This window comes from Paenibacillus sp. FSL R7-0179 (assembly GCF_038002265.1).
Lineage (GTDB): Bacteria > Bacillota > Bacilli > Paenibacillales > Paenibacillaceae > Paenibacillus_AQ.
Map to the genome: position 1 here is coordinate 3,736,292 of NZ_JBBOCC010000001.1, position 23,170 is coordinate 3,759,461.

A 23,170-nucleotide genomic window follows, 5' to 3' on the forward strand; every position below is an offset into this window, starting at 1 on the left:
GAAGGGGCGGAGCTATGGAGCGGCTAAAGATAGGCATCACTTGTTATCCTTCTCTTGGCGGCTCGGGTGTGGTGGCCACTGAACTGGGCAAGCTATTGGCTGAAAAAGGCCATGAGGTTCATTTTATAACCCACAGCATCCCGTTTCGGCTGGGAACGTTTCAGAAGAATATTTTCTACCACGAGGTAGAGGTTAACGATTATTATGTATTCCGCTATCCGCCATACGATCTGGCGCTGGCAACCAAGATGGCACAGGTAGCCAAAATGCAGAATCTGGACCTGTTCCATGTGCATTATGCGGTTCCGCATGCGGTATGTGCTTTTCTGGCCAAGCAGATCTTGGGCAATGATATTAAGGTGGTTACCACGCTGCACGGCACGGATATTACGGTACTGGGCCAGGATGAATCCCTGAAGGATCTGATCCGGCTGGGCATTAACGAGAGCGATGCGGTGACCGCAGTCTCCCGTGATCTGATCAAGGAGACCCGCAAGGCGCTTGATATTACGCGTGAAATTGATCTGACATATAATTTCGTGGACAAACGTGTCTATTATCCCCGGGATGTCACGGATTTGCGCGGCGACTTTGCAGCCCCGGATGAGAAGATTCTCATGCATATCAGCAATTTCCGCCCGGTCAAGCGGGTAAGTGATGTGGTGGATGTGTTCGCCAAGGTGAACCGGCAGGTGCCTTCCAAGCTGCTGCTGGTCGGCGAAGGCCCTGACCTGCCTAAGATTCAAGCCAAGATCAGCGAGATGGGTCTCGACGATCATGTCCGCTTCCTGGGTAAGCAGGACGAGATTGCCCAGGTGATCTCCCTGGCGGACCTGTTGCTGCTGCCCTCGGAGAAGGAGAGCTTCGGGCTGGTCGCTCTGGAAGCGATGGCCTGCGGCGTTCCGACCATCGGATCGCAGGCCGGGGGCATTCCGGAGCTGATTCAGCATGGCAAGACCGGATTCCTCGCGCCAGTCGGGGATACAGAAGCGATGGCAGAGTATGCCGTCAGGCTGCTCTCGGATACGGCGATGGCTGAGAGCTTCCGGCGCGCCTGCCTGGAGCGGTCCTGCCATGATTTCAGCAGAGATATGATTACCAATCAATACGAAGATATCTATTACCGTGTGCTCGGGCGCAAGGTATCCGGATTAGACCCGATCCGGGGGTAAGGAGTCCGTTATGGAATGGAGAATGGCACCACCCGGCATGGCAGAAGCCGCCGGAATTGTTGTTGCCGGCCTGCTGGCAGGCGGTCATGAGGCTTATTTCGTCGGCGGCTGCCTGCGCGATGAGCTGCTGGGCCGTCCGGTGCATGATATAGACATCACTACCTCCGCACTGCCGGAGGAGGTGATGGCCCTGTTTCCGCGCTGTGTCCCTACCGGCCTGGCGCATGGCACGATCACTGTGCTGCAGGAGGGCTACAGCTTAGAAGTTACGACCTACCGGACGGAGAGCGGCTATGCCGATCACCGGCGTCCGGAGCATGTCGTATTCGTAAGGGATGTACGGGAGGACCTCCGCCGCCGTGATTTCACGATCAATGCCATCTGCTGTGGCCTTGACGGCGGGCGGATTGACCCTTTCGGCGGGGAGCGTGATCTCAAGCTCCGCGTGATCCGCTGTGTAGGTGAAGCGGAGGAACGCTTCGAGGAGGATGCGCTGCGGATGCTGCGCTGCGTACGTTTTGCTTCCGTGCTGGATTTCGCGATTGCGAAGAATACCTGGCGCGGTCTGCTGCGCCAGCGAGACAAGCTGGCGCATATTGCTGTGGAGCGGGTGCGCGCCGAGGTGGAGCGCATCCTGGAAGGCCCGCACCCGCAGCGCGGGCTCGGGCTCCTGCTGCGCAGCGGCCTGCTGCCGCGCGGCAAAGCGCCGTTCCCTTGGACCGGCCGGGACCTGGCGGCCGCCGCCGCCCGCCTCGCCGGTCTCGGGAACCTGGAGAGCGCCCGCCTGCGCTGGGCGCTCCTGCTGCATGCCCTGGGATCGACATCGGCCTCCGCCGATGAGCTCCTGCGGGCATGGAGGTTCCCGGGGGCGACGCGCACCGGCGTCGTCGCCGTGCTCCGCGTCCGCGAAGCCTGGGACGCGGCGTTGTCCTCGGCCCGGCCGGAGGCTACCGGCGCCGGGGAGCGGCTGCGGCGGCGGTGGATCGCCGCCGTGCTGGGCTATGGCCAGTCAGCCGCCGAAGGGTGGCTGACGCTGCTTGAGGCGGCGGCGGGGGCTGACGCCGCGCGCGCTGTTGACGCAGGTGCAGCAGACCTGTCGTCAGACGTCCCTTACACAGACGGTGGCGTATCCGCCACGTTGTCAGCCGTCCCTGGCACAGACGGCGTATCCGCCACGTCGTCAGACGTCCCTTTCACAGACGATGGCGTATCTGCCACGTCGTCAGACATCCCTGGCATAGACGGCGTATCCGCCACAGCGACAGATGTCCCCGCCACAGCTGCGGACGTAAGTACCATCCCAACCGTCACCACCAGCCTCCTGCGGTCCTGGACCGCAGAGATGCCGGTCCGTACGCTCGCTGAGCTGGCGGTGAGCGGCCATGAGGTGACAGGGGCGTTGGAGAAGCGTCCCGGCCCTTGGCTGGGCATATTGCTGAACCAGCTTCTTCTGGCTGTCGCGGCAGGTGACCTTGCCAATGACACCCAATCACTGCTGCAAGCAGCCCAAAGGATGGATAGAGATGAATAGCGGTCATACGCAGCATTCCGGCGTCTTGAAGCGGGAGACGTTCGTTCCCGGCTGGGCCAAAGGAATTCAGCGGCTGGATACAGTCGGTTCCACTCAGGAGGAAGCCAAAATACTTGCCGAAGGCGGCGCACCGGAAGGAACAACGGTCATGGCCGAAGAGCAGACCGGCGGGCGCGGGCGGATGGGCCGCAAATGGCACTCGCCACATGGCAAAGGAATCTGGATGAGCCTGGTGCTGCGTCCCGATCTGCCGCTGGCCTTGACTCCGCAGCTGACGCTGCTGGCCGGAGTGGCTGTCTGCACAGCAATCCGTGAGGTTACCGGGGTGCCTGCCGGCATCAAGTGGCCGAATGACCTGCTGGCCGGCGGCCGCAAAATCTGCGGAATCCTGCTTGAATCCTCGCTTCGGGAAGGCGGGCTGCATTACTGCATCGCGGGTATCGGCATCGCTGCCAATCTGACCGAGGAAGACTACCCGGAGGAGCTGCTCGGGGTTGGTACATCGCTGCTGATCGAAGGCGGCGGCATTCCTGTTGACCGTACGAGGCTTGCGGAAGCCGTGCTGGAGGAACTCGAATATTTGTATCTTGTCTATCTGGAACACGGCTTTCAGCCCGTGAAGGAGCTGTGGGAGTCGATGTCGGTAACACTGGGGCGTCAGGTATGCGTGAATACTCCCCAAGGCCGCACCGAGGCTACTGCTGTAGGTCTGAACGGCAACGGCGGGCTGCTGCTGCGTAACGAATCCGGTGAGGTAGTGAGCGTACTGTCCGGCGAAATTGAAATGATTTAGAAGAGCATCAGATTTAACTAGTATCTCATCAGATTAAAGTTAGTGGAGCAGACACAATTCCCCTTCAATTTACATCTTTTCCAAGCGGGGGGTGTTCTTAAAGGGCGTTTGGCTTAGCACAACGGACTGAGGTGCTCTTATGCATAAAGAAAATCGTCACTTGGGCGATTAACGGACCGCAAGGACCTTATCCCCTGCAATTCAGCCCCAAAACGTCTTTCAGAAAGATGATAAGATCTCCTGAGTCCGTTACGCTGCAAAAAGGGGCGTTATCGCGGGAATAAGGTCTCTTCGGTCCGTTAGATTTTTGGGGATGATAGGGTTTCGTTACACGAACCCCTGAGAGGAAAGTCTTCCGTTTCACTGTTGTTAATTGTACATAATACACTTATCTCAGTTTTTAGCTACGAATGCAGCTTTGTACTTTACCTTGTTAGAATGCCAACAAGGCCGCTCCTCACGACCACGAGGGCGGCCATGTCATATTTTAAGGTGTTTATTTTTGTGTTTTTTTGGTATACTGTGCTCATGAGGCGGCATCGCATGGCGAGCTGTACTCACGCAATTGTTTTTTTGTTGTACCGGATGTACCTTCATAACTGGATGTAACGGTTACGTTGGATTCTGCTCTGAGCCGTAAGGACCGAGACAGAAGGGACGATCGCGAGTGACTCTTTTTTGCCCTTCGGACCTTTTTAGCGGACCATGCTAAAAGGTTTTTTTGTTTGCGCGAAACTCGCGTATTTTATGGAAAAGGGGAATGAGAGCGACATGGCAGACAAACACGCACTGAATATTATCAAGATGAAAAAAATGAAAACGGACGGTGTGCCCCTGAGCATGCTGACCGCTTATGACTACCCTTCAGCCCTGCTGGCGGAAGAAGCTGGCATTGATCTGATTCTGGTCGGTGATTCCCTGGGAAATGTCGTGCTTGGTTATGATACCACGCTGCCGGTTACCATAGACGATATGGTCTACCATACCCGGTCGGTGAAACGCGGGGCTCCTAATACTTTTATAGTGGCTGATATGCCGTTTATGACCTACCACGGAAGCGTGGATGAGACCTTGCGCGGTGTGCGCAGGCTGATGCAGGAAGGCCAGGCCCATGCGGTCAAAATGGAAGGCGGCCTCGAAATCTGCTCCGCAGTGTCCGCTGTTGTCGCTGCCGGTGTTCCGGTGCTCGGCCATATTGGTCTGACCCCGCAGTCGGTCAATATGATCGGCGGCTACCGGATTCAGGGGAAGGATGCCAGGGATGCACAGCGGCTGATGGACGAAGCGAAGGCGCTGGAAGCTGCCGGGGCCTTCGGCATTGTGCTGGAGCTGGTCACGGAAGAGGTGGCTGAGGCGATCTCCCGGACGGTCAGCATACCGACCATAGGCATTGGTGCCGGGCGTTACTGTGACGGACAGGTTCTGGTATTCCATGATCTCCTGCGGTATGCCTCTCCTTACCGGGAGAAAAAATTCGTCAAAACCTACGCCGATGTAGGCTCCCTGATCCGCGAAGGCATCACCAGCTATGTTCAGGAAGTGAAGAACCGCTCGTTCCCTGCCGAGGAGCATGTGTTTAGCGCGGACGAGACTGTTCTGGAATCTTTATACGGCAATGCCGGCAAAGGAGCGAAATAAAATGAGAGTGATCCGAACGATTGCTGAACTGCGCGAAGCGCTTGAATATATGCGTGAAGGGGGCCATGGCCCTGTTGGTTTTGTGCCCACCATGGGATATCTGCACGAAGGACATGCCAGCCTGCTGCGTAAGGCAGGGGAGAAGAGCGGCACGGTGGTGATGAGTATTTTCGTCAATCCGCTGCAGTTTGGACCGAATGAGGATTTTGCTTCCTATCCGCGGGATGAACAGCGGGATCTGGAGCTGGCTGAACGTGAAGGTGCGGATTTGGTGTTCATCCCCAGTGTAGAAGAGATGTATCCGCAGCCGATTCGTACAGGCGTAACGGTCTCCTCGCTTACGTCGCAGCTCTGCGGCGCTTCGCGTCCAGGACATTTTGACGGAGTAACTACAGTGGTCAGCAAGCTGTTCCATATTGTGCAGCCGGATTATGCCTTCTTCGGACTGAAGGATGCCCAGCAGGTAGCTGTTCTCCGCCGGATGGTGTCAGACCTTAACATGAATGTGGACATTATCGCCTGTCCTATTGTGCGCGAGGAAGACGGGCTGGCGCTTAGCTCCCGCAATGTCTATCTGAGCAGCGAGGAGCGCAGACAGGCGCTGGTATTGTCTCGTTCCCTGCGCGAGGTGCGCCAAGCTATGGAAGAGGGCAGCATTCGTACGGTAAATGAAGCTCGGGCACTGCTGGTCTCGGTCATTTCTGCATCGCCGCTCGCAGTGATTGATTATGCAGAAATTCTAACCTTCCCTGATCTGGAAGAGCTGGAAGGCGGCAGCAGGCTGACGGATGCGGGCGGAGAGGTTATAATGGCTCTGGCCGTGAAGTTCGGCAGAACCCGTCTGATTGATAATAATGTATTTATTCCTAAGGAGGCACACGCTTTTGTTTAGACATATGATGAAATCCAAGATCCACCGGGCAACAGTCACTGAAGCCAATCTCAATTATGTGGGCAGCATTACCATTGATGAGGATCTGATGGAAGCTGCAGACTTGCTGGAGAATGAAAAGGTGCAGATCGTGGACAACAATAACGGCTCCCGCCTGGAGACTTATGTCATTCCGGGTCCGCGCGGCAGCGGCGTCATTTGTCTGAATGGGGCGGCGGCGCGTCTGGTACAGCCCGGAGATACCGTAATTATTATTTCCTACGCTGTGGTGTCCTCTGAAGAGCTGGCAGCGCATAAGCCGACGGTGGTGTTCGTAGATGAAGGCAACAAGCCGGTGAAGCTGGCGGATCATGAGATTCACGCCACAATTGCCTGAAGTCCGCGCTTTGAGCCATGTAATCAATGGCAGGGATGAAGACCCCCGTACTTGCTGATAATGAACTTAGGCAAGCTTAAGCTGACTTCATTATCAGTAAGGGTGGGATGTCCGGTGTTTCAACATTTATTTGCTGAGATGAACAAGATGCTCCAGGAGATCAAAACCGACTATCCTACTGCGGAGGGTGCCCGCCGAAGCGATCTTTTATCCAAGTATAATATGCTCCACCGAATCAGTGATACTGTAATGGATGAGTGGCTGCTCTTCGCCGAGAAGCTGAGCGAGTTCCGGGAACAGGCCGATTTCCAGACTCCGCCGGAGGAATTGCCGGAGGAGGAAGCGCCCGAGCTTGCGATGGATGCTTTTGTCAGGGGCCAGGGCTATTACAAGCTGCTGATGTACCGCAAGTGCATTGAACAGTTCAGGGAGGTTACGGCTAAGTATCCGGACAGCCTCGCTGCCCGCCTGTATTTGGCTATGGCTTATCTGCAGGAGGGAGAAGGCGACACCGCCTGGGGACATCTGAACCACATGCTGGGCCTGATCCGTGAAGTGAAGCTGAAGGCAATGATCTATAATGCGCTGGGCTGTATCCGGGCTTCCCAGGAACGCTTCAATGAAGCCAGTGAGCTGTTCAGCCTGTCTCTGCTGCATGACCCGGATCTGCCGGAGCCGAATGTGAATCTGGAGGTATGCCGCAGGCGGGGCGGGAAGCTGGAGTTTGGCCATCAGCTGGTTTCGCTATTATAACTTATCCTCGGTTTCTTTAGGCGATGCGTCCCGTTTCCCGGGGTGTGCATCGCCTTTTTTCGTAACTTCTGTTATGCTGATAAAGAGTCTCAAGTGAAAGGGAATAGAACTTATAATGAAATTTGCCGTGCTTGATTTTGAAACTACGGGAACCCAATCTGTGGGAGAGATCATCCAGGTTGGCCTTGCCATTATAGAAGAAGACGGGACGATCTCCCGGGTGTATGGTTCCTACGTCAAGCCCGGAGCGCCAATTCCTCCTTTTATTACGGGCCTGACCGGAATTACAGACAGCGATGTACAGGATGCGCCGGAGCTTGATGAGATGATGATGGAGCTGGTGCCGCTGCTGGATGATGTGGTCCTTGTCGGACACAATGTAGCGTTTGATTTTCATTTTTTGCAGAATGCGCTGGACCGCTGCGGCTACCTGCCGTTTCAGGGGCGGATTCTGGATACGATCGATTTTCTCAAAATATGCTTTCCCTCGCTGAGCACCTATCAGTTAGGTGCGGTAAGCAGCCATTTCGGCATTACGCATGACCGTCCCCATCAGGCGGACAGTGATGCGCTTGCCACGGCTATTGTGCTGCTCAAATGTCTGGAAGAGCTGCACAGTCTGCCGCTGCTGACCATTCAGCGGCTGAATGAGCTGTTCGCAGACGAAGACAGTGATTTGGCCTGGTATTTCGACGGTCTGCTGCGGGAGCGGGAGATGGAGACCTTTCAGCCGGAAGGAGAGCTGAGCTTCTACCGCCAGCTTGCGCTGGCTGTGGGGGACTGGGCGGAGCTGGCTACGCCCCGGGAGGAAGGAAGCGTCAATCCGCTGGATAATATTACCTTTGAAGAGTATATGGAAGAGGTAACCCTGCGGCTGAAGGCTGTTCTTCCCCAGTATGAGAGCCGTGAAGCCCAGGAGCTGATGATCCATGAGGTCATTACAGCGCTTGAGCAGGACAAGCATCTGCTGATTGAAGCGGGAACCGGCACCGGTAAATCGCTGGGTTATTTGCTTCCGGCCATCTACCATAGTGTGAAAAGTGATCAGAAGGTGATGGTCAGCACTCATACCATTAACCTTCAGGACCAGCTGCGTGAGCGGGATATTCCGCTCTTGACCAGCGTTGTGCCGTTCCCGTTCAAGGCCTCCATCTTTAAGGGAAGAGGGCACTATTTGTGTCTTCGCAAGTTCGAGCATAGAATGAACAAAAAGGACTTTACAAGTCCAAGAGAAGAGGCCCTTACCGCTGCACAAATGCTCGTATGGCTGACCCAGACGACAACCGGCGATGATGAGGAGCTTAACTTAAGCGGACGGGGCGGCGATTTCTGGGAGACTGTAGCCAGTGATACCGACTCCTGCCTGGGACGCGCCTGTCCCTGGTTCCGCAAATGCTATTATCACCGCGCCAAGCATGAAGCCGGGATCTCCGATGTTGTGGTCACCAATCACTCCAAGCTGTTCGCAGATGTCAAAGCGGGGCATCAGCTTCTTCCTGCTTATGACCACCTTGTTATTGATGAAGCCCATCATTTGGAGGATATTGCCGGTAAGCATCTTGGTATGCAGATGAAATATTTCACATTCGCCCATACCCTCACCCGTCTCTACAAGGATAGCCGGAGCGGGCAGCTGCCTGCCCTCCGTCAGAGTCTGCAGTCTTCAGGCAGTGAGCAGGCCTCCGAATGGAGCGGTGTGATCGACCGGATCTACCCCGATCTTCTGACGGTGAAGGAATCCTGGGATGCGCTCAGCGACCGGCTCTTCAGCCTGCTGCCCGAGCGCAGCGATGCCGGAGCCGGTGAAGCAGGCCAGCTGGTGGCGCGCCTGCAGCCGGGCAAGAAGCCGAAGGATTGGGAGGAGCTGGCCGCCCTTGAGAATACACTGAACCTCAGTCTAAGCGACATTATCCGCAAGGGTGACAAAATGCTCAGTGAGATGCGTGACACGGACAGCCAATCCTCCTCGGACAGTCTTGTGACTGATATCGGCGGGTTATTCAAGGATCTGGCATCCATTAGAGAGCAGATCCGCTTTTTCATGAGTCTGAACGATGAGAATATCGTGTATTGGCTGGAGGGAAGCGGTAATTATAAGGGGAAGTCTCTGCAAATGTATGCTGTTCCCGTTGATGTCAGTACCCAGCTCAGGGAGCTGTTCTTCGACAAGAAGAAGAGTATCATCCTGACCTCGGCCACCTTATCCGTGGATAAGTCCTTCCAGTTTATGATCGATAACCTGGGTCTTGGTGAAGCTGCGGAGCAGGGTCGTCTGATGACAGCGCTGCTTCCGTCACCGTTCAAATACAGGGAGCAGGCTCTGCTGGTTATTCCCCGCGACTTCCCGAGCGTCAAGGGAAGCATAGGGGATGCCCGCTTTGTGGACACCCTCGTTCACTCTCTTGCCGAGACTGCTGTAACCACGCGGGGGCGGATGCTGGTGTTGTTCACCTCCTATAAGATGCTTCGGCAGGTCTATGATCCGCTGAAGGAGGCGCTTGCCTCCCAGGATATCGCGGTGCTCGGACAAGGTGTGGAAGGCGGCAGCCGGAGCAAGCTGATCCGCCGCTTCCAGGACAGCCCGGCCTCGGTCCTGCTGGGTACCAGCAGTTTCTGGGAAGGGGTGGATATCCCCGGAGAAGCATTGACCTGTCTGGCGATTGTCAGACTGCCGTTCCAGCCGCCGAATCACCCGCTGGCAGAAGCGAAGTCGGAGCTGCTTCAGGCACAGAAGAAGAACCCGTTCATGAAGCTGTCCGTGCCGCAGGCTGTCATCCGCTTCAAGCAGGGCTTCGGGCGGCTGGTCCGCACGGCGCAGGACCGGGGCATCGTAATTGTGTACGATACCAGAGTCATTGAATCGCATTACGGAAAGTACTTCCTGTATTCACTCCCCGGTCCCAAGATGGAGCATATGCTCACCGAGCAGATGGTCCCGAGAATTGCCGAATGGCTGGAGGACGGCGGGGTTTCCTAATTCATCTGCTATTGCTATTATTAATAAGTCATGATAAACCTGAAGATCCGTTCCCGCCCTGTCCTGCCGCTCCGGCAGGCGGGGGGGCACGGTTGCTATAATTGTAAGGGTCTAACACAACTTTTAAGGAGGAGAATACATGAAATCGGATAAAATATCGGAGGCCGTCGTGCGCAGGCTCCCAGTGTACCTGCGTTTCCTGAACGATCTCCAAAAACGTGAAATTTCCACAGTCTCTTCTCAGGAGCTGGGCCAGAAGCTTGATCTGAATCCCGCCCAGATCCGTAAGGACCTCGCTTATTTCGGTGATTTCGGCCGAAAGGGCATCGGCTACGATGTATCCTATCTGATTGAGAAGATCCGCCATATTCTCAAGCTTGATCAGCAAATTAATGTTGCACTGGTTGGAGCCGGTAATCTCGGTCATGCCTTGTCTAACTATAACGCTTACTTGAAGGATACGATGAAGATTACTGCGATCTTCGATGCCTACCCGCCGAAGGTGGGCCAGCAGATCAACTCGCTGGTTGTGCAGCCGATGGAGGAGCTGAGCGATACCATCCGCTCCCAGGGCATCCGGATCGGGATTATTACCGTACCTGACAGCGAAGCCCAGAATGTAGCTGATATTCTTGTGGACTCCGGCATCGAGGCGATTCTGAACTTCGCACCGGTTATTCTCAAGACGCCTGCCAATATCCGGATTCATGCCGCAGATTTCACCACAGATCTGCAGAGCCTGGCCTATTATTTGCATGATGGAAAGGATGAGGCTGAAGATGAGCAGTAAGATCACGATAATCAAGAACGGGCACTTTCTGGTTCCGGGCAGCGATAAGCCGGTTCTGAGCGGGTATATGACCCTGGCGAATGATCTGATTACTTACATAGGTGAAGCTGAGCCGGTAGTGGAGGCTGGCGCCCAGGTCGTAGACGGCAGCCGTCTGCTGTTCATGCCGGGACTGGTCAATACCCATGGACATACGGCCATGTCGCTGCTGCGCGGATACGGCGATGATATGGTGCTTCAGACTTGGCTGCAGGAGAAGATGTGGCCGATGGAAGAGAAATTCACTGGTGATGATGTATATTGGGGAACCTCTTTGTCCGTGCTGGAAATGCTGAAGGGCGGCACAACCACCTTCCTCGATATGTATGATCATATGGACCGTGTTGCGGAAGTAACAGAGCAATCCGGTATTCGAGCGGTGCTAATGCGCGGCGTGATTGGGCTGTGTCCGGAAGAGGTGCAGCAGGCGAAGCTCGCTGAAGCGGTTGCTTTTGCCCGTAACTGGCACGGCAAGGCTGACGGCAGAATCACTACCATGCTCTCGCCGCACGCCCCGTACACCTGTCCTCCAGAGTTTTTCATGAAGTTCGTGGAGGCTGCGCATGATCTGGATCTGCCGATGCATACCCATATGTCCGAGACGCGCCATGAAGTGGAGCAGAACGTGGCCGACTACGGTCTTCGTCCAGTCGCGCATCTGGAGAAGCTGGGAATGTTCACCCGTCCTTCGCTCATTGCCCACGGGGTTCATCTGAACGATGAGGAGATCGGGATTCTGGCCCGCTATAATGTTGGTGTGTCGCATAATCCCGGCAGTAACCTGAAGCTGGCCAGCGGGGTTGCACGTGTTCCTGAGCTGCTGAGAGCCGGGGTTAAGGTCTCCCTGGGTACAGACGGCGCTGCTAGTAACAATAACCTGGATATGTTTGAAGAGATGAGGCTGGCGGCTCTGATCCATAAAGGCGTAAGCGGTGATCCTACAGCCGTACCGGCTCCTGAGGCGCTGCTGATGGCTACGGAGTACGGGGCGCAGTCTGTTTTCCTGAGCGGGGTAGGCCGGCTTGCAGCAGGGATGAAGGCCGACTTCATCGCGCTGGATATTGATCAGCCTCATCTGCTGCCGCATACCGATCTGCTCTCCCATGCCGTCTATTCGGCAAGCGCCAAGGATGTAGAGCATGTATGGGTGAACGGCCAGCAGGTAGTGAAGCATGGACAATGCCTGACACTGGATGAAGAAGCTATCCGCCGCAAAGCACAGGAGACGTTCGAGAGCCTGCTTAAACGGTAATTCAGGGGAACGGGAAAGGAAACAGTGTGGTGAAGAAGAAGAGGAGAAAATGGATCTGGCTGGGGATTACCGTGGTGCTGCTCCTTCTGTTCGGACTAAGCCAGTTCTATGCCTACATTATGAAGGACCAGTGGAACGAGCGGAGTGAAGCCAAGGAGCTGGCCCGGGCGCGAGCCGGACTGACAGAGGTAACCAAGGCCCAGAAATCCGTCTGGAATGACAATGAGATCTACTGGGTGCTGACCGGTAAAAATGAAGCGGGGACCGAGCTGATGGTGTGGGTCCGTTTCACCTTGGAGGGCAAGCCTGCCGGAGGCGACAACGGCCTGTATGCCGAAGAGCTGAGCAAAGGCACCTCGGAAGAGAAGATGCGCGAAATCATAGCCGCACAGCTGCCGGACGTTAAGATTGAACGGCTGCTGCCCGGTGTATATAACGGGGAATATGCCTGGCAGCTATTTTACAAAAAAGACGGGCGATTCTATTACAACTTTTACCGCTTCAAGGATGGCAGCGCCATCGGTGAAGGGTACAGTCTGCCGAACCGTTAAGCTAAGGACTCAGCGGCAGAACTAAATTGCGGAGGAACAGATGATCTGTTCTTCCGTTTTTTTTGTATCCATCATGTTGAAAATAATCTGGAGCTGTTCTTGGACTGGTGGCAGACGGTCACGGGGCAACACCGCTGTATTGTCAGGGTATTCTTCTTGGGGCGGAACTGTGGCTAAATGGAGATATATGGTTTGAGATACATCGATGAATATACTTGAATTGATATACTGATTGTATACCTCGAATGCTATCGCCAACATACATAAATGTCTCTCAAGGAGGATGATTGAATTGGAAGTTTTAGCATATTTGGATCAGGCAGTGGATTTGTTTAAGGAAGAGCTGGGGGAGAATCTGTCGGGGATTTATCTGCACGGCTCCCTGGCGATGGGTTGTTTTCACCCGGATTCAAGCGATATTGATCTGCTGATTGTCGTAGAGGACAAGCTGCCAGCAGAGGTCAGTCAAAGACTTGCCGGGCGTATCGTAGCCTTTCATGACAGTCTGCCGAATAAGCGCGGAGTTGAACTGTCTATCGTCCTGAAGACATACCTGCACAATTTCGTGTATCCTACGCCGTTTGAATTTCACTTTTCAGAAGCTCATTTAGAGCGGTATAGAACCGATGAGAATTATCTGTGCGGCGGGTTTGAGGATGCTGATCTGGCGGCACATTTTGCAGTAGTCTACCATCGCGGGTTTATCTTGTACGGGGAACCGATCCGCGAGGCCTTTGCGCCGGTAGACCGCAGGTATTATCTGGATTCTATTATCCGGGATATCGATGATGCGCAGCAGAATATAGGGAATGCTCCACTCTATTACACCCTGAATCTATGCAGGGTACTCTACTATGTGCAGGAAGGTCATGTCTCTTCCAAGAAGGAGGGCGGGGAGTGGGGACTGCAGCATTTGCCGGAACGCTATCACGGGCTGCTGAGACGGTGTCTGAAGGAATATAGCGGTGCGGCCGTCGCCGATGGCTATGAACCGGAGCAGTTAACTGATTTTGCGGAATTTATGATGGCTGAAATTGGCGTTAGCCGGATGTAGGGGACACCGGAATATGAATGTAGCAGCGGCATTTCAGGCTATGAATCTGAGCTGCCGTTTTTTCATGCCGCATGAAACATCCAGAAATTAGTATCAAAAATTTTAAATATATTCACAACTTTATGTAAAATCGTATATACACCTGTGATATACTACTACTTGTATTAAGACATGCTTAAGAGCATGTCAGTCTCGGATGGGCGCTAGACACGCTGGATGGTCTTTATTATAGAGTTATGCTCGGTCATTATTGAGAGGAGGACGTTTCTTGAAACTGCGTCTTATGCCTGTGCTGCTAACGTCTCTGCTGTCTGCTGCATTATTGTTTGGTGGCTGGTATTCTTACCGTCAATTCGCGGTGCAGGAGCCGCTGCAGAAGCTGGTATCATCCTACGAGGGAGTGAAGGATTCCCATATTACTATTAAACGCAATGAGGTCACTTTGAAACTGGATTTGCAGCCGGGCACGAAATTACGTGAGCTGGTGCAGTATGTATCGAGAGAAGGCAGCACCGCCATTGACGGCCGGACCTTGAAGCTGGATGTGGAACAGAAGCCGAGTGAGCTGCTGGATGAGTATTGGGATAAAGCGATGTTCTCTGTAGCAGAAGCGATGGAGAGCCGGAAGTATACATTGATACCAGCGAAGCTGGATGGACTGAAGGAGCAGGACAGCAAGTACAGCGGGGTTACAGCCGCCACAGAGATTGACGACAACAATGTGTATGTAAGCCTGAGCAACGGCACAGAGAGCAAATTCATCATTCTGCCGCGTGCAGCAGCCAAGATGGGAGTGTGGAACAATGCCTAAGTACTGGAAAGAGGTTGTAGCCGGATTCGTTCCGGTCATGCTGATTTTTATGGCTTTTGTGGGGATTAATATCTTCCCTGTCATTATTGCGCTGGGTATGGTTGCCGCGCTCCTGTTCATTGCCCATGCCCGCGGCGGTCTGGCCGTCAATGCAGGTGCAGATAAGAAGCGCAAGAAGAACGGCCCCTCCAAGCTGACCTTTGAAGAGATCGGCGGACAGGACAATGCCAAGCAGGAGCTGCGTGAAGCGCTGGACTTTCTGATCCGGCATGAGGAAATCAGCAAATTCGGGATTCGTCCGCTCAAGGGAATTCTGCTTACCGGGCCTCCGGGAACAGGAAAGACGCTGATGGCCAAGGCTGCGGCGCATTATACTAACTCCGTATTCGTAGCTGCCTCAGGCAGTGAATTCGTTGAGATGTATGTCGGTGTGGGTGCGGGACGTGTACGCGATTTGTTCAAGGATGCCCGCACGCGGGCGCTCAAGGAGAATAAGCAAAGCGCCATTATTTTCATCGATGAAATTGACGTTATCGGCGGGAAGCGCGAAGGCGGACAGCAGCGTGAATATGATCAGACGCTCAATCAGCTGCTGACGGAGATGGACGGGATTTACAACAATGATACCCCGCGTATCCTGCTGGTAGCCGCAACGAACCGCAAGGAGATGCTTGATTCTGCTCTGCTGCGTCCGGGCCGTTTTGACCGCCATATTCAGGTCGATATGCCTGATAAGAAGGGCCGCAAGTCGATTCTCGACCTGCATGCCAAGAACAAGCCGCTGCATGACACCGTGAATCTGGATAAAATCGCCGAAGAAGCTTACGGCTTCTCGGGTGCACAGCTGGAGAGCGTGATGAACGAAGCCGCGATCTACATGATGCGCGAGAATCTGACCCTGGTGGAGCAGCGTCATCTGTCGATGGCGATTGACAAGGTCATGATGGGCGAGAAGACGGACCGTGAGACCAACCATGAAGAGAAGAAGCGGGTAGCGATCCATGAGCTTGGACATGCTATTATGGCTGAGCTGCTGCGCCCCGGAAGCGTAAGCCAGGTAACACTGACCCCGCGGGGTCAGGCTCTGGGCTATGTCCGGCATAATCCGCAGACTGAGCAGTATCTGTACACGAAGGATTATCTGGAGAACCAGATCATGATTGCCCTGGGCGGAGCGGCTGCCGAAGAGATGTATTACGGCGGACGCAGTACCGGTTCCCGTGGAGACTTCGATCAGGCGCTGAATATCGTCGAGACTATGATGAAGTCAGGGCTCACCTCGCTCGGGATTGCGAATCTACAAATGGTTACCACTGAAGAATTAATGAAGGAAAACAGTAAAATACTGGACGAGCTGATGATCCGCACGAATGACCTGCTGGAGAAGCAGAGAAATATATTTGATTACTCCCTTGACATTTTAATGAAGGAAGAAGTTCTCTCCGGAGAGCAATTTCGTTGTCAATTTCGTGACAGTGTCCTTTTACCGGCATAATTCTTTATGCCGGTTATTTTTTTTTACTTTTCAGACATGCTAAGATATCATTATATGTCGGGCTACTTATTTTTTTCGACAGACAAGGTACAATACAGAAGTATAGATACCTGAAAGGATGGAGACTTTTACATGAATTTTAAGAAGATCGGTGTCATCGGCGGAGGCACAATGGGACAAGGGATTGCCGAAATGCTGGCAGCCAAAGGCCTGGATGTCATGCTGGTGGAGAAGACGGCAGAAAGATTGAACTACTCCTACGAAATGATCGAGACCAGTCTCGACAAGCAGCTGGAGAAATGGGCGATTACCCAGGCGGAGAAAAAGCTGATCCTGGCCCGCATCCAGAAGGTTACACACTTCGCTGAACTGAGCTCCTGCGATATGGTCATTGAGACTATCGTTGAAGATCTGGAAGCGAAGCAAAAGGTATTCAATCAGCTCGATCAGGTGTGTCCGAGCCACATTATTCTTGCCAGCAATACGTCAACGCTTAGCTTGACTGAGCTTGCAAGCTCTACAATGTATCCGGAACGCGTTATCGGCATGCACTTCATACACCCTGTAGGTAAGGTGGATCTGGTTGAAATCGTGCGCGGTCTTAAAACCTCGGACAGCACATTTGAAGATACCAAAGCCTTTGTCGATGAGATTGTTGAGAAAAAAGGCGTTATGATCTACGAATCCCCCGGATTTGTATCTTCGCGCCTCATTTGCCTGTTCATTAACGAGGCTATGCATGTGCTCCAGGAAGGGGTTGCCTCTCCTGAAGATATTGATGATGCTATGCGCATCGGTTACCAGTTCCAGAACGGGCCGCTTGAAATGGCAGACCGCTTCGGTCTGGATTCCGTTCTTGCCGCACTTGAGAACATGTTCCGTGAATACGGCGAGCTCAAGTACCGTCCTTCGACAATTCTCAAGAAGATGGTACGTGCAGGACAACTGGGTACGAAATCGGGCGAAGGCTTCTTCAAGTATGACAAGGATGGTGACCGGGTATGAAAGTATTAGTAATTAACGCAGGCAGTTCTTCTTTGAAATATCAGCTCTATGACATGACGGATGAATCCGTACTTGCCAAAGGTCTGGTTGAGCGTATCGGCATGGATTCCTCCATTCTGACCCACAAACCAACCGGCAAACAGGAAGTGACAGAGGTTAGCGAAATTCTGGAACACACTACAGCGATCCGCAAGGTTCTGGCGAATCTGACAGACAAGGAACACGGCGTCATTGCATCCATTAACGAGATTAATGCTGTAGGCCACCGCGTAGTACACGGAGGAGAGAGCTTTAAAGAATCCGCGCTTGTTACTACGGAAGCCAAGACCGAGATCCGCCGTCTGTTCGACCTGGCTCCGCTGCATAACCCTGCTGCGCTGCTTGGTATTCTGGCTGCCGAGAGCAATATGCCGGGTGTGCCGCAGACTGTTATTTTCGACACAGCCTTCCATTCCACGATGCCTGAAAAAGCATATTTGTACGCTATTCCTAGAGTACTGTACAGCAAATACAAGATCCGCCGTTACGGCTTCCACGGGACTTCCCATGATTATGTAAGCAAGGCTGCGGCTGAGTTTGTCGGACGTCCGCTGGAAGAGCTGAAGATCATTACCTGCCACATCGGTAACGGTGCCAGCCTGACGGCTGTAGACGGCGGTATCTCTGTAGATACTTCCATGGGGATGACTCCGCTCGAAGGTCTGATGATGGGTACACGCAGCGGTGACATTGACCCTGCAATTGTTCCTTACGTCATGAACAAGGAAGAATTGACTCATGGTGAAGTCAACTCTATGCTTAATAAGCACAGCGGTATGCTGGCGATCTCCGGGATCAGCAGCGACATGCGGGAAATTATCGAAGGATACGAGAAGGGCGAGCCGAATGCTTCGCTGGCCTTCGAAATGTACGAATACCGTCTCCGCAAATACATCGGGGCTTACACCGCAGCACTTAACGGTGCAGATATTATCGTCTTCACTGCCGGTGTAGGGGAGAATGCATCATTGCTTCGCGAGAAGGTCCTGCGCAACCTGTCCTACCTGGGTATTGAGCTGGACGAGGAAGCCAACAAGGTTCGTTCGGGCGATCCGCGCCGTATCTCTACTGCAAGCTCCAAGGTACAGGTACTTGTGGTTCCAACGAACGAAGAGCTGGTGATTGCACGCGATACCTATCGTATTGTGCAAGGAATTAACGGCTAAATTAGAGGAGAGATTACAGGCATGGCTAACAAGAGTGTAATCAAGAACGTGAATGAGCATGTCGGAGAGACTGTTGTCATCGGATGTTGGGTCAACAACAAACGCTCCAGCGGTAAAATTCAGTTCCTGCAGCTTCGCGACGGTACCGGTTATATCCAGGGGGTTGTGGTGAAATCAGAAGTCCCTGAGCAGGTCTGGGATGATGCCAAGAGCCTCACCCAGGAGAGCTCTCTGTATGTGACAGGAATCATCCGTGAGGAGCCCCGCAGCCAGTCGGGCTACGAGCTGACGGTTACGGGCATTGAAGTTCTGCATCTTACCGAGAATTATCCAATTACACCTAAGGAGCATGGCGTCGACTTCCTGATGGATCACCGTCACCTCTGGCTGCGTTCCTCCAAGCAGCGGGCGGTAATGGTTATTCGTGCGGAGATTATCCGCGCGGTTCAACAGTTCTTCAATGAGCGCGGCTTCACGAAGGTGGACCCGCCGATTCTGACACCAACGTCTGCAGAAGGCACGACCAACCTGTTCCACACCAAGTACTTCGAAGAGGACGCCTATCTTACCCAAAGCGGACAGCTGTATATGGAAGCAGCAGCCATGGCTCTGGGACGCGTCTATTCGTTTGGGCCTACCTTCCGTGCAGAGAAATCCAAGACCCGCCGCCACTTGATCGAGTTCTGGATGATTGAGCCGGAAATGGCCTTCACCGATCATGAAGAGAGCCTGTGCGTGCAGGAGGATTTCATCAGCTTCGTCGTGCAGTCCGTGCTTACAAATTGCCGTGCTGAGCTGGAAGCGGTGGGGCGCGATGTCTCGAAGCTTGAGAACATCAAAGCACCATTCCCGCGTATCAGCTATGACGATGCGATTAAGTTCCTGAACGAAAAAGGCTATGAAATTGCCTGGGGCGATGATTTCGGGGCTCCTCATGAAACGGCGATTGCCGAGATGAGCGACAGACCGGTCTTCATTACCCACTACCCGGCTTCCTTTAAGGCTTTCTATATGAAGCCGCATCCTGATCGTCCTGAAGTGGTGCTGTGCGCGGATATGATCGCTCCTGAAGGCTACGGGGAGATCATTGGCGGATCACAGCGTATTGACGATCCGGCACTGCTGGAAGCCCGCTTTAAGGAACATAACCTGTCGATGGATACCTACAAATGGTATATGGATCTGCGCACCTATGGCACAGTTCCACACTCCGGCTTCGGTCTGGGGCTGGAGCGTACCGTAGCCTGGATCTGCGGTCTGGACCATGTCCGTGAGACCATTGCCTTCCCTCGTACACTGTACCGTCTTTACCCTTAAAGAATAGGGAAAGGGGGCTTAAGTATGGACGGAAAAGGTTGGAATACCTGGGGCGAGGGCGTAGCCTTCGGCCTGGAGAACGGAATGGCCGTCATTCCTTATGCACTCCTGAAATATTACCGGAAGCTGAATCTGAGCGGCAGCGAGTCCATGCTGCTGATTCATCTGCTCTCCTTCAGACAGGTGGAGGGAATAGACTTCCCTTCCCTGGAGGAGCTGCAGGCAGTAACCGGGCGCAGTATTCCGGTGATTGCCGGAGAGCTGCAGAAGCTTATGAAGGAAGGGTTCATCAGCATCGACGGAGATAACGACGAGTTGAGGGACATTCATTATGAGCGCTACAACTTCTCCGGCCTATACGCGAAGCTCGGAGCTTATCTGGCTGAACTCTCACGGGAGTCTGTCCAGGAGAAGCCCAGCCAGAGCGGACGGGAGCCGGGGGCCCGGGCAGTGGCTCATCACTCCGGGGCTAATGCACCGGACGGCGGCTATGGCCGCCCGGCTGTGCCGGGTGCCAAGGAGTCAGAGGATGGACGCAGTCTGTTCAGCATTTTCGAGAAGGAATTCGGGCGTCCGCTATCCCCCATGGAATGTGAATCTATTTCCGGCTGGGTGGATGAAGACCGATATCCCGAGGAGCTGATCCTGCTCGCACTGAAGGAGTCGGTCTTTGCAGGAAAGGTTCATTTCCGTTACATTGACCGCATTCTGCTGGAATGGGCCCGCAATCGGGTGAAGAATGCCCAGGATGTCAAAGCCTATTCCCAGAAATTCCGGGGCGGCGGCAGATGAGCGGAGCAAGGTAGATTTATGCCGGTCCAGGGCAAGGCCCGGCCGTTTAAGGTGTCTCTTAAGTCATGTATGTGGCTTAAGGGGCACTTTTTTTGAAATATAAGAATTTATATGTTCCACAAGATAACTGTTCTATCTATTTCTCGCTGAAACGGGTGCCGTCCTTAAAAGGACGGCAAAGCCGTTACCACTTGCTTTTGTTACTTAGGATTGGGAGTTAGCTGAAAGTGGGCGGGGGAGCGGCAGAAAGTATCCCTGAAATCAGGAAAAGTGTGCTAAATGAGTAGATGAGGGGTATAAATACACTTGATTTCAGTAAAAGTGGCTTAATGGGCAAAATGAGGGGTATAAATACACCTGATTTCAGTAAAAGTGGCTTAATGGGCAAAATGAAGGGTATAAATACACCTGATTTGAGCAAAAGCGGCTTAATGAGCAAAATGAGGGGTATAAATACACTTGATTTCGCCACTGGCAGCACACAGCCCGCAGTCCCTTCACATGGAAGGGACTGCGGGCTGTTACGTTGCAGTAAGAATATCAAAAACTAGAACAAGATTAGTGCAGCTCCTGCTCCAGAGCCGAGCCCATCTCGCGGGAACGTTCCGCACAGCGGTTGACGGCGGAAATGACAGTCTCGAAGAAGTCGCCGCGCTCCAGCACTTCAATGGCGGCCTGGGTAGAGCCATTCGGTGAGGTGACCTTCTTGCGCAAGGCGGCAGGCTCTTCACCGGTCTGTTGTACCATCCGCGCTGCGCCCAGCACGGTCTGGACAGTCAGCTCACGGCTCTGTTCCAGCGGCAGCCCTCCGCGGATGCCGGCGGCAATCATCGCTTCCATCATGTAGTAGATGTAAGCTGGTCCGCTGCCGGAGATCCCGGTTAAGGTCTCCATCCGTTCTTCGTCAATGACTGCCGTCAGGCCAACCGCTTCGAAGATATTAAGCGCTGTACGGCGGCTCTCTTCGCCAACCTCCTTGGAGAAGGCAATCCCGGTAGCCCCGAGGCCGATGGAGCTGGAGGTGTTCGGCATGGTGCGGACCACAGGCTGCGTTTTACCCAGTAAGCCTTGCATCGTACGGATGGTCAGCCCGGCAATCACGGAGATGATGAGCTGATCCGGCGACAGCAGCGGCCCCAGTGAACGGAGCGCTTCAGCAGCGTCTTTGGGCTTCATGGCTAAAACGATGACGGGCGCAGAGCGCAGAGCCTCGAGCTTGGACTCGGGAGCGTTATAGCCGAGCACGCCGTAACGGCTGCGTAGTTCAGCGAGGCGTTCGCTGCTGCTGCGGTTCAGCATAATAATGCGGCCCGACTCCACTACATTCCGGGCGATCAATCCCCGCACAATGGCCTCGGCCATCGAGCCTGCGCCATAAAAAACAATATTATGATTGATGAGCGGAATTGCTGGTTGCTGGCACATGGCTGGCAGTCCCCCTATAAGTTGAGTGAGTTAACCTCTGATTTGGCCGGAGCCGTGAATCATGTATTTGCTTGAAGTGAGTGCAGGCAGTCCCATAGGCCCGCGGGCATGGAGCTTCTGGGTGCTGATTCCGATCTCGGCGCCGAAGCCGAATTCAAAGCCGTCCGTGAACCGGGTAGATGCGTTGTGGTACACTGCCGCAGCGTCAACCTCTTGCAGGAAGCGTGCAGCATTCGCTGCGTCTTCAGTCACAATACATTCGGAATGCTTGGTTCCGAACTCTGCGATATGCCCAAGAGCCTGTTCCAGCGTGTCCACGATACGAATATTGAGAATATAATCGTTGTATTCTGTAGCGAAGTCCTCTGGTGTGGCAGGCACAGCCCAAGGAATAAGAGCAACCGTATCCTGGCACCCGCGCAGCTCCACACGAGCCTCGCGGAAGGCTTCAGCAAGTGCGGTGAGATGTTCTTGGGCGTAAGCACGGTGCACCAGCAGTGTCTCCATTGAATTGCAGACCGAAGGCCGCTGGGCCTTCGCATTCACGCTAATGCGCCGGGCCATTTCCGGATTGGCACTCGCATCCAGATAAGTATGGCATATGCCTGCCCCTGTTTCAATAACCGGTACGGTGGCATTAAGAACCACATTCTGAATCAGGGAGCTTCCTCCGCGCGGGATAATGACATCCAGCAGTCCGTTCAGCTTCAGCATTTCATCCACGGAGGAGCGGTTAGGATCTTCAATCAGCTGCAAGGCATCCGGCGGAAGGGCGGTACCCGCAAGTGCGCGGTGCAGCACCTCAGCGATGGCACGGTTGGAGGAGAGGGCGGAGGAGCCGCCGCGCAGCACCACAGCATTGCCGGTCTTAAGGCAGAGTCCGGCAGCGTCAACGGTGACGTTGGGGCGTGCTTCATAGATAATGCCAATCACTCCAAGCGGAACCCTTACCTTCTCAATGTGCAGGCCGTTCGGCCGTTCGATCGTCTCCAGATTGTCTCCAACCGGATCAGGCAGTTCGGCAATCTGCTGCAAGCCTTCGGCAATGCTGTCAATCCGTCCAGCATCCAGGGCCAGCCGGTCGAGCATCGACTCCGGTGTCCCGTTCAGCCGTCCGCGCTCCAGGTCTTCTGCGTTGGCGGCAATAATGTAATCAGCTTCGGCGCGCAAAGCGGCTGCCATCACCAGCAGGGCTTCATTCTTCTGGGCGGTAGTCAAGCTTGCGAGTACCCCTGTGGTTGCTTTGGCCAGCGTCGTCTTGTTAACCACTTCACTCATGGCAATTCCTCCTAATAAAAATTA

Annotated in this window: 20 protein-coding genes; 18 read left to right on the forward strand and 2 right to left on the reverse strand. The window is 54.1% G+C overall.

Annotated elements, in window-relative coordinates; translation table 11 throughout:
- Window positions 1–14: 14 nt before the first annotated feature.
- The 18 genes from bshA (at window position 15) to MKX63_RS16555 (ending at window position 20,443) form a co-directional block, all read left to right on the forward strand.
- Entirely contained in the window at window positions 15–1,172 is a 1,158-nt protein-coding gene (gene bshA / locus MKX63_RS16470) for an N-acetyl-alpha-D-glucosaminyl L-malate synthase BshA (protein ID WP_341018379.1), read from the forward strand.
- A gap of 10 nt (window positions 1,173–1,182) precedes the next feature.
- Window positions 1,183–2,703, forward strand: a complete 1,521-nt coding sequence (locus MKX63_RS16475; protein WP_341018380.1) for a CCA tRNA nucleotidyltransferase — start codon at window positions 1,183–1,185, stop codon at window positions 2,701–2,703.
- On the forward strand, window positions 2,696–3,496 hold the full coding sequence (locus tag MKX63_RS16480) for a biotin--[acetyl-CoA-carboxylase] ligase (protein WP_341018382.1): 801 nt from the start codon (window positions 2,696–2,698) through the stop codon (window positions 3,494–3,496). The genes MKX63_RS16475 and MKX63_RS16480 overlap by 8 nt, the downstream gene beginning before the upstream one ends.
- 771 nt (window positions 3,497–4,267) lie before the next feature.
- Window positions 4,268–5,134 carry a 3-methyl-2-oxobutanoate hydroxymethyltransferase gene (gene panB, locus MKX63_RS16485; RefSeq protein WP_341018384.1) on the forward strand — a complete coding sequence of 289 codons (867 nt, stop codon included), beginning with the start codon at window positions 4,268–4,270 and terminating at the stop codon, window positions 5,132–5,134.
- A 1-nt stretch (window position 5,135) separates the two neighbouring features.
- On the forward strand, window positions 5,136–6,026 hold the full coding sequence (gene panC, locus MKX63_RS16490) for a pantoate--beta-alanine ligase (RefSeq protein WP_341018386.1): 891 nt from the start codon (window positions 5,136–5,138) through the stop codon (window positions 6,024–6,026).
- Complete coding sequence (panD, locus tag MKX63_RS16495) at window positions 6,019–6,402, forward strand: aspartate 1-decarboxylase (RefSeq protein ID WP_036698065.1); 384 nt, start codon at window positions 6,019–6,021, stop codon at window positions 6,400–6,402. Before panC ends, panD begins: the two co-directional genes overlap by 8 nt.
- A 114-nt stretch (window positions 6,403–6,516) precedes the next feature.
- Entirely contained in the window at window positions 6,517–7,155 is a 639-nt protein-coding gene (locus tag MKX63_RS16500) for a tetratricopeptide repeat protein (RefSeq protein WP_341018388.1), read from the forward strand.
- A gap of 115 nt (window positions 7,156–7,270) precedes the next feature.
- Window positions 7,271–10,132 carry an ATP-dependent DNA helicase DinG gene (gene dinG / locus MKX63_RS16505; RefSeq protein ID WP_341018389.1) on the forward strand — a complete coding sequence of 954 codons (2,862 nt, stop codon included), beginning with the start codon at window positions 7,271–7,273 and terminating at the stop codon, window positions 10,130–10,132.
- Between the two features lie 139 nt (window positions 10,133–10,271).
- On the forward strand, window positions 10,272–10,922 hold the full coding sequence (locus MKX63_RS16510; protein ID WP_341018391.1) for a redox-sensing transcriptional repressor Rex: 651 nt from the start codon (window positions 10,272–10,274) through the stop codon (window positions 10,920–10,922).
- Window positions 10,912–12,213, forward strand: coding sequence for an amidohydrolase (locus MKX63_RS16515; protein ID WP_341018392.1), 1,302 nt, complete (start codon window positions 10,912–10,914; stop codon window positions 12,211–12,213). The genes MKX63_RS16510 and MKX63_RS16515 overlap by 11 nt, the downstream gene beginning before the upstream one ends.
- A gap of 29 nt (window positions 12,214–12,242) precedes the next feature.
- A complete protein-coding gene (locus tag MKX63_RS16520) occupies window positions 12,243–12,764 on the forward strand; it encodes a cell wall elongation regulator TseB-like domain-containing protein (protein ID WP_341018394.1) in 522 nt (173 codons plus the stop codon).
- Window positions 12,765–13,047: 283 nt separating this feature from the next.
- Complete coding sequence (locus MKX63_RS16525) at window positions 13,048–13,818, forward strand: aminoglycoside adenylyltransferase domain-containing protein (RefSeq protein ID WP_445323508.1); 771 nt, start codon at window positions 13,048–13,050, stop codon at window positions 13,816–13,818.
- Window positions 13,819–14,086: 268 nt separating this feature from the next.
- On the forward strand, window positions 14,087–14,629 hold the full coding sequence (locus MKX63_RS16530) for a hypothetical protein (RefSeq protein ID WP_341018397.1): 543 nt from the start codon (window positions 14,087–14,089) through the stop codon (window positions 14,627–14,629).
- Complete coding sequence (locus MKX63_RS16535) at window positions 14,622–16,124, forward strand: AAA family ATPase (RefSeq protein WP_341018399.1); 1,503 nt, start codon at window positions 14,622–14,624, stop codon at window positions 16,122–16,124. Before MKX63_RS16530 ends, MKX63_RS16535 begins: the two co-directional genes overlap by 8 nt.
- Window positions 16,125–16,256: 132 nt before the next feature.
- Window positions 16,257–17,129, forward strand: coding sequence for a 3-hydroxyacyl-CoA dehydrogenase family protein (locus MKX63_RS16540; protein WP_173128977.1), 873 nt, complete (start codon window positions 16,257–16,259; stop codon window positions 17,127–17,129).
- Complete coding sequence (locus tag MKX63_RS16545; RefSeq protein WP_341018401.1) at window positions 17,126–18,334, forward strand: acetate/propionate family kinase; 1,209 nt, start codon at window positions 17,126–17,128, stop codon at window positions 18,332–18,334. The genes MKX63_RS16540 and MKX63_RS16545 overlap by 4 nt, the downstream gene beginning before the upstream one ends.
- A gap of 21 nt (window positions 18,335–18,355) precedes the next feature.
- Complete coding sequence (gene asnS / locus MKX63_RS16550; RefSeq protein WP_076156680.1) at window positions 18,356–19,651, forward strand: asparagine--tRNA ligase; 1,296 nt, start codon at window positions 18,356–18,358, stop codon at window positions 19,649–19,651.
- Between the two features lie 24 nt (window positions 19,652–19,675).
- Window positions 19,676–20,443 carry a DnaD domain protein gene (locus tag MKX63_RS16555; RefSeq protein ID WP_341018403.1) on the forward strand — a complete coding sequence of 256 codons (768 nt, stop codon included), beginning with the start codon at window positions 19,676–19,678 and terminating at the stop codon, window positions 20,441–20,443.
- Window positions 20,444–21,001: 558 nt separating this feature from the next.
- Here MKX63_RS16555 and proC read toward each other — a convergent pair.
- Window positions 21,002–21,868: a pyrroline-5-carboxylate reductase gene (gene proC / locus MKX63_RS16560; RefSeq protein ID WP_341018405.1), complete on the reverse strand. Its 867-nt coding sequence runs from the start codon at window positions 21,866–21,868 to the stop codon at window positions 21,002–21,004.
- A 30-nt stretch (window positions 21,869–21,898) separates the two neighbouring features.
- Entirely contained in the window at window positions 21,899–23,146 is a 1,248-nt protein-coding gene (locus MKX63_RS16565) for a glutamate-5-semialdehyde dehydrogenase (protein WP_341018407.1), read from the reverse strand.
- Between the last annotated feature and the right edge of the window lie 24 nt (window positions 23,147–23,170).

What these genes read in the sequence shown, in the direction of transcription:
- bshA (WP_341018379.1), top strand. Translation starts at nt 15, where the DNA reads ATGGAGCGGCTAAAGATAGGCATCACTTGTTATCCTTCTCTTGGCGGC.
- MKX63_RS16475 (WP_341018380.1), top strand. Translation starts at nt 1,183, where the DNA reads ATGGAATGGAGAATGGCACCACCCGGCATGGCAGAAGCCGCCGGAATT.
- MKX63_RS16480 (WP_341018382.1), top strand. Translation starts at nt 2,696, where the DNA reads ATGAATAGCGGTCATACGCAGCATTCCGGCGTCTTGAAGCGGGAGACG.
- panB (WP_341018384.1), top strand. Translation starts at nt 4,268, where the DNA reads ATGGCAGACAAACACGCACTGAATATTATCAAGATGAAAAAAATGAAA.
- panC (WP_341018386.1), top strand. Translation starts at nt 5,136, where the DNA reads ATGAGAGTGATCCGAACGATTGCTGAACTGCGCGAAGCGCTTGAATAT.
- dinG (WP_341018389.1), top strand. Translation starts at nt 7,271, where the DNA reads ATGAAATTTGCCGTGCTTGATTTTGAAACTACGGGAACCCAATCTGTG.
- MKX63_RS16510 (WP_341018391.1), top strand. Translation starts at nt 10,272, where the DNA reads ATGAAATCGGATAAAATATCGGAGGCCGTCGTGCGCAGGCTCCCAGTG.
- MKX63_RS16515 (WP_341018392.1), top strand. Translation starts at nt 10,912, where the DNA reads ATGAGCAGTAAGATCACGATAATCAAGAACGGGCACTTTCTGGTTCCG.
- MKX63_RS16525 (WP_445323508.1), top strand. Translation starts at nt 13,048, where the DNA reads ATGATTGAATTGGAAGTTTTAGCATATTTGGATCAGGCAGTGGATTTG.
- MKX63_RS16535 (WP_341018399.1), top strand. Translation starts at nt 14,622, where the DNA reads ATGCCTAAGTACTGGAAAGAGGTTGTAGCCGGATTCGTTCCGGTCATG.
- MKX63_RS16540 (WP_173128977.1), top strand. Translation starts at nt 16,257, where the DNA reads ATGAATTTTAAGAAGATCGGTGTCATCGGCGGAGGCACAATGGGACAA.
- MKX63_RS16545 (WP_341018401.1), top strand. Translation starts at nt 17,126, where the DNA reads ATGAAAGTATTAGTAATTAACGCAGGCAGTTCTTCTTTGAAATATCAG.
- asnS (WP_076156680.1), top strand. Translation starts at nt 18,356, where the DNA reads ATGGCTAACAAGAGTGTAATCAAGAACGTGAATGAGCATGTCGGAGAG.
- MKX63_RS16555 (WP_341018403.1), top strand. Translation starts at nt 19,676, where the DNA reads ATGGACGGAAAAGGTTGGAATACCTGGGGCGAGGGCGTAGCCTTCGGC.
- proC (WP_341018405.1), bottom strand. Translation starts at nt 21,868, where the DNA reads ATGTGCCAGCAACCAGCAATTCCGCTCATCAATCATAATATTGTTTTT.
- MKX63_RS16565 (WP_341018407.1), bottom strand. Translation starts at nt 23,146, where the DNA reads ATGAGTGAAGTGGTTAACAAGACGACGCTGGCCAAAGCAACCACAGGG.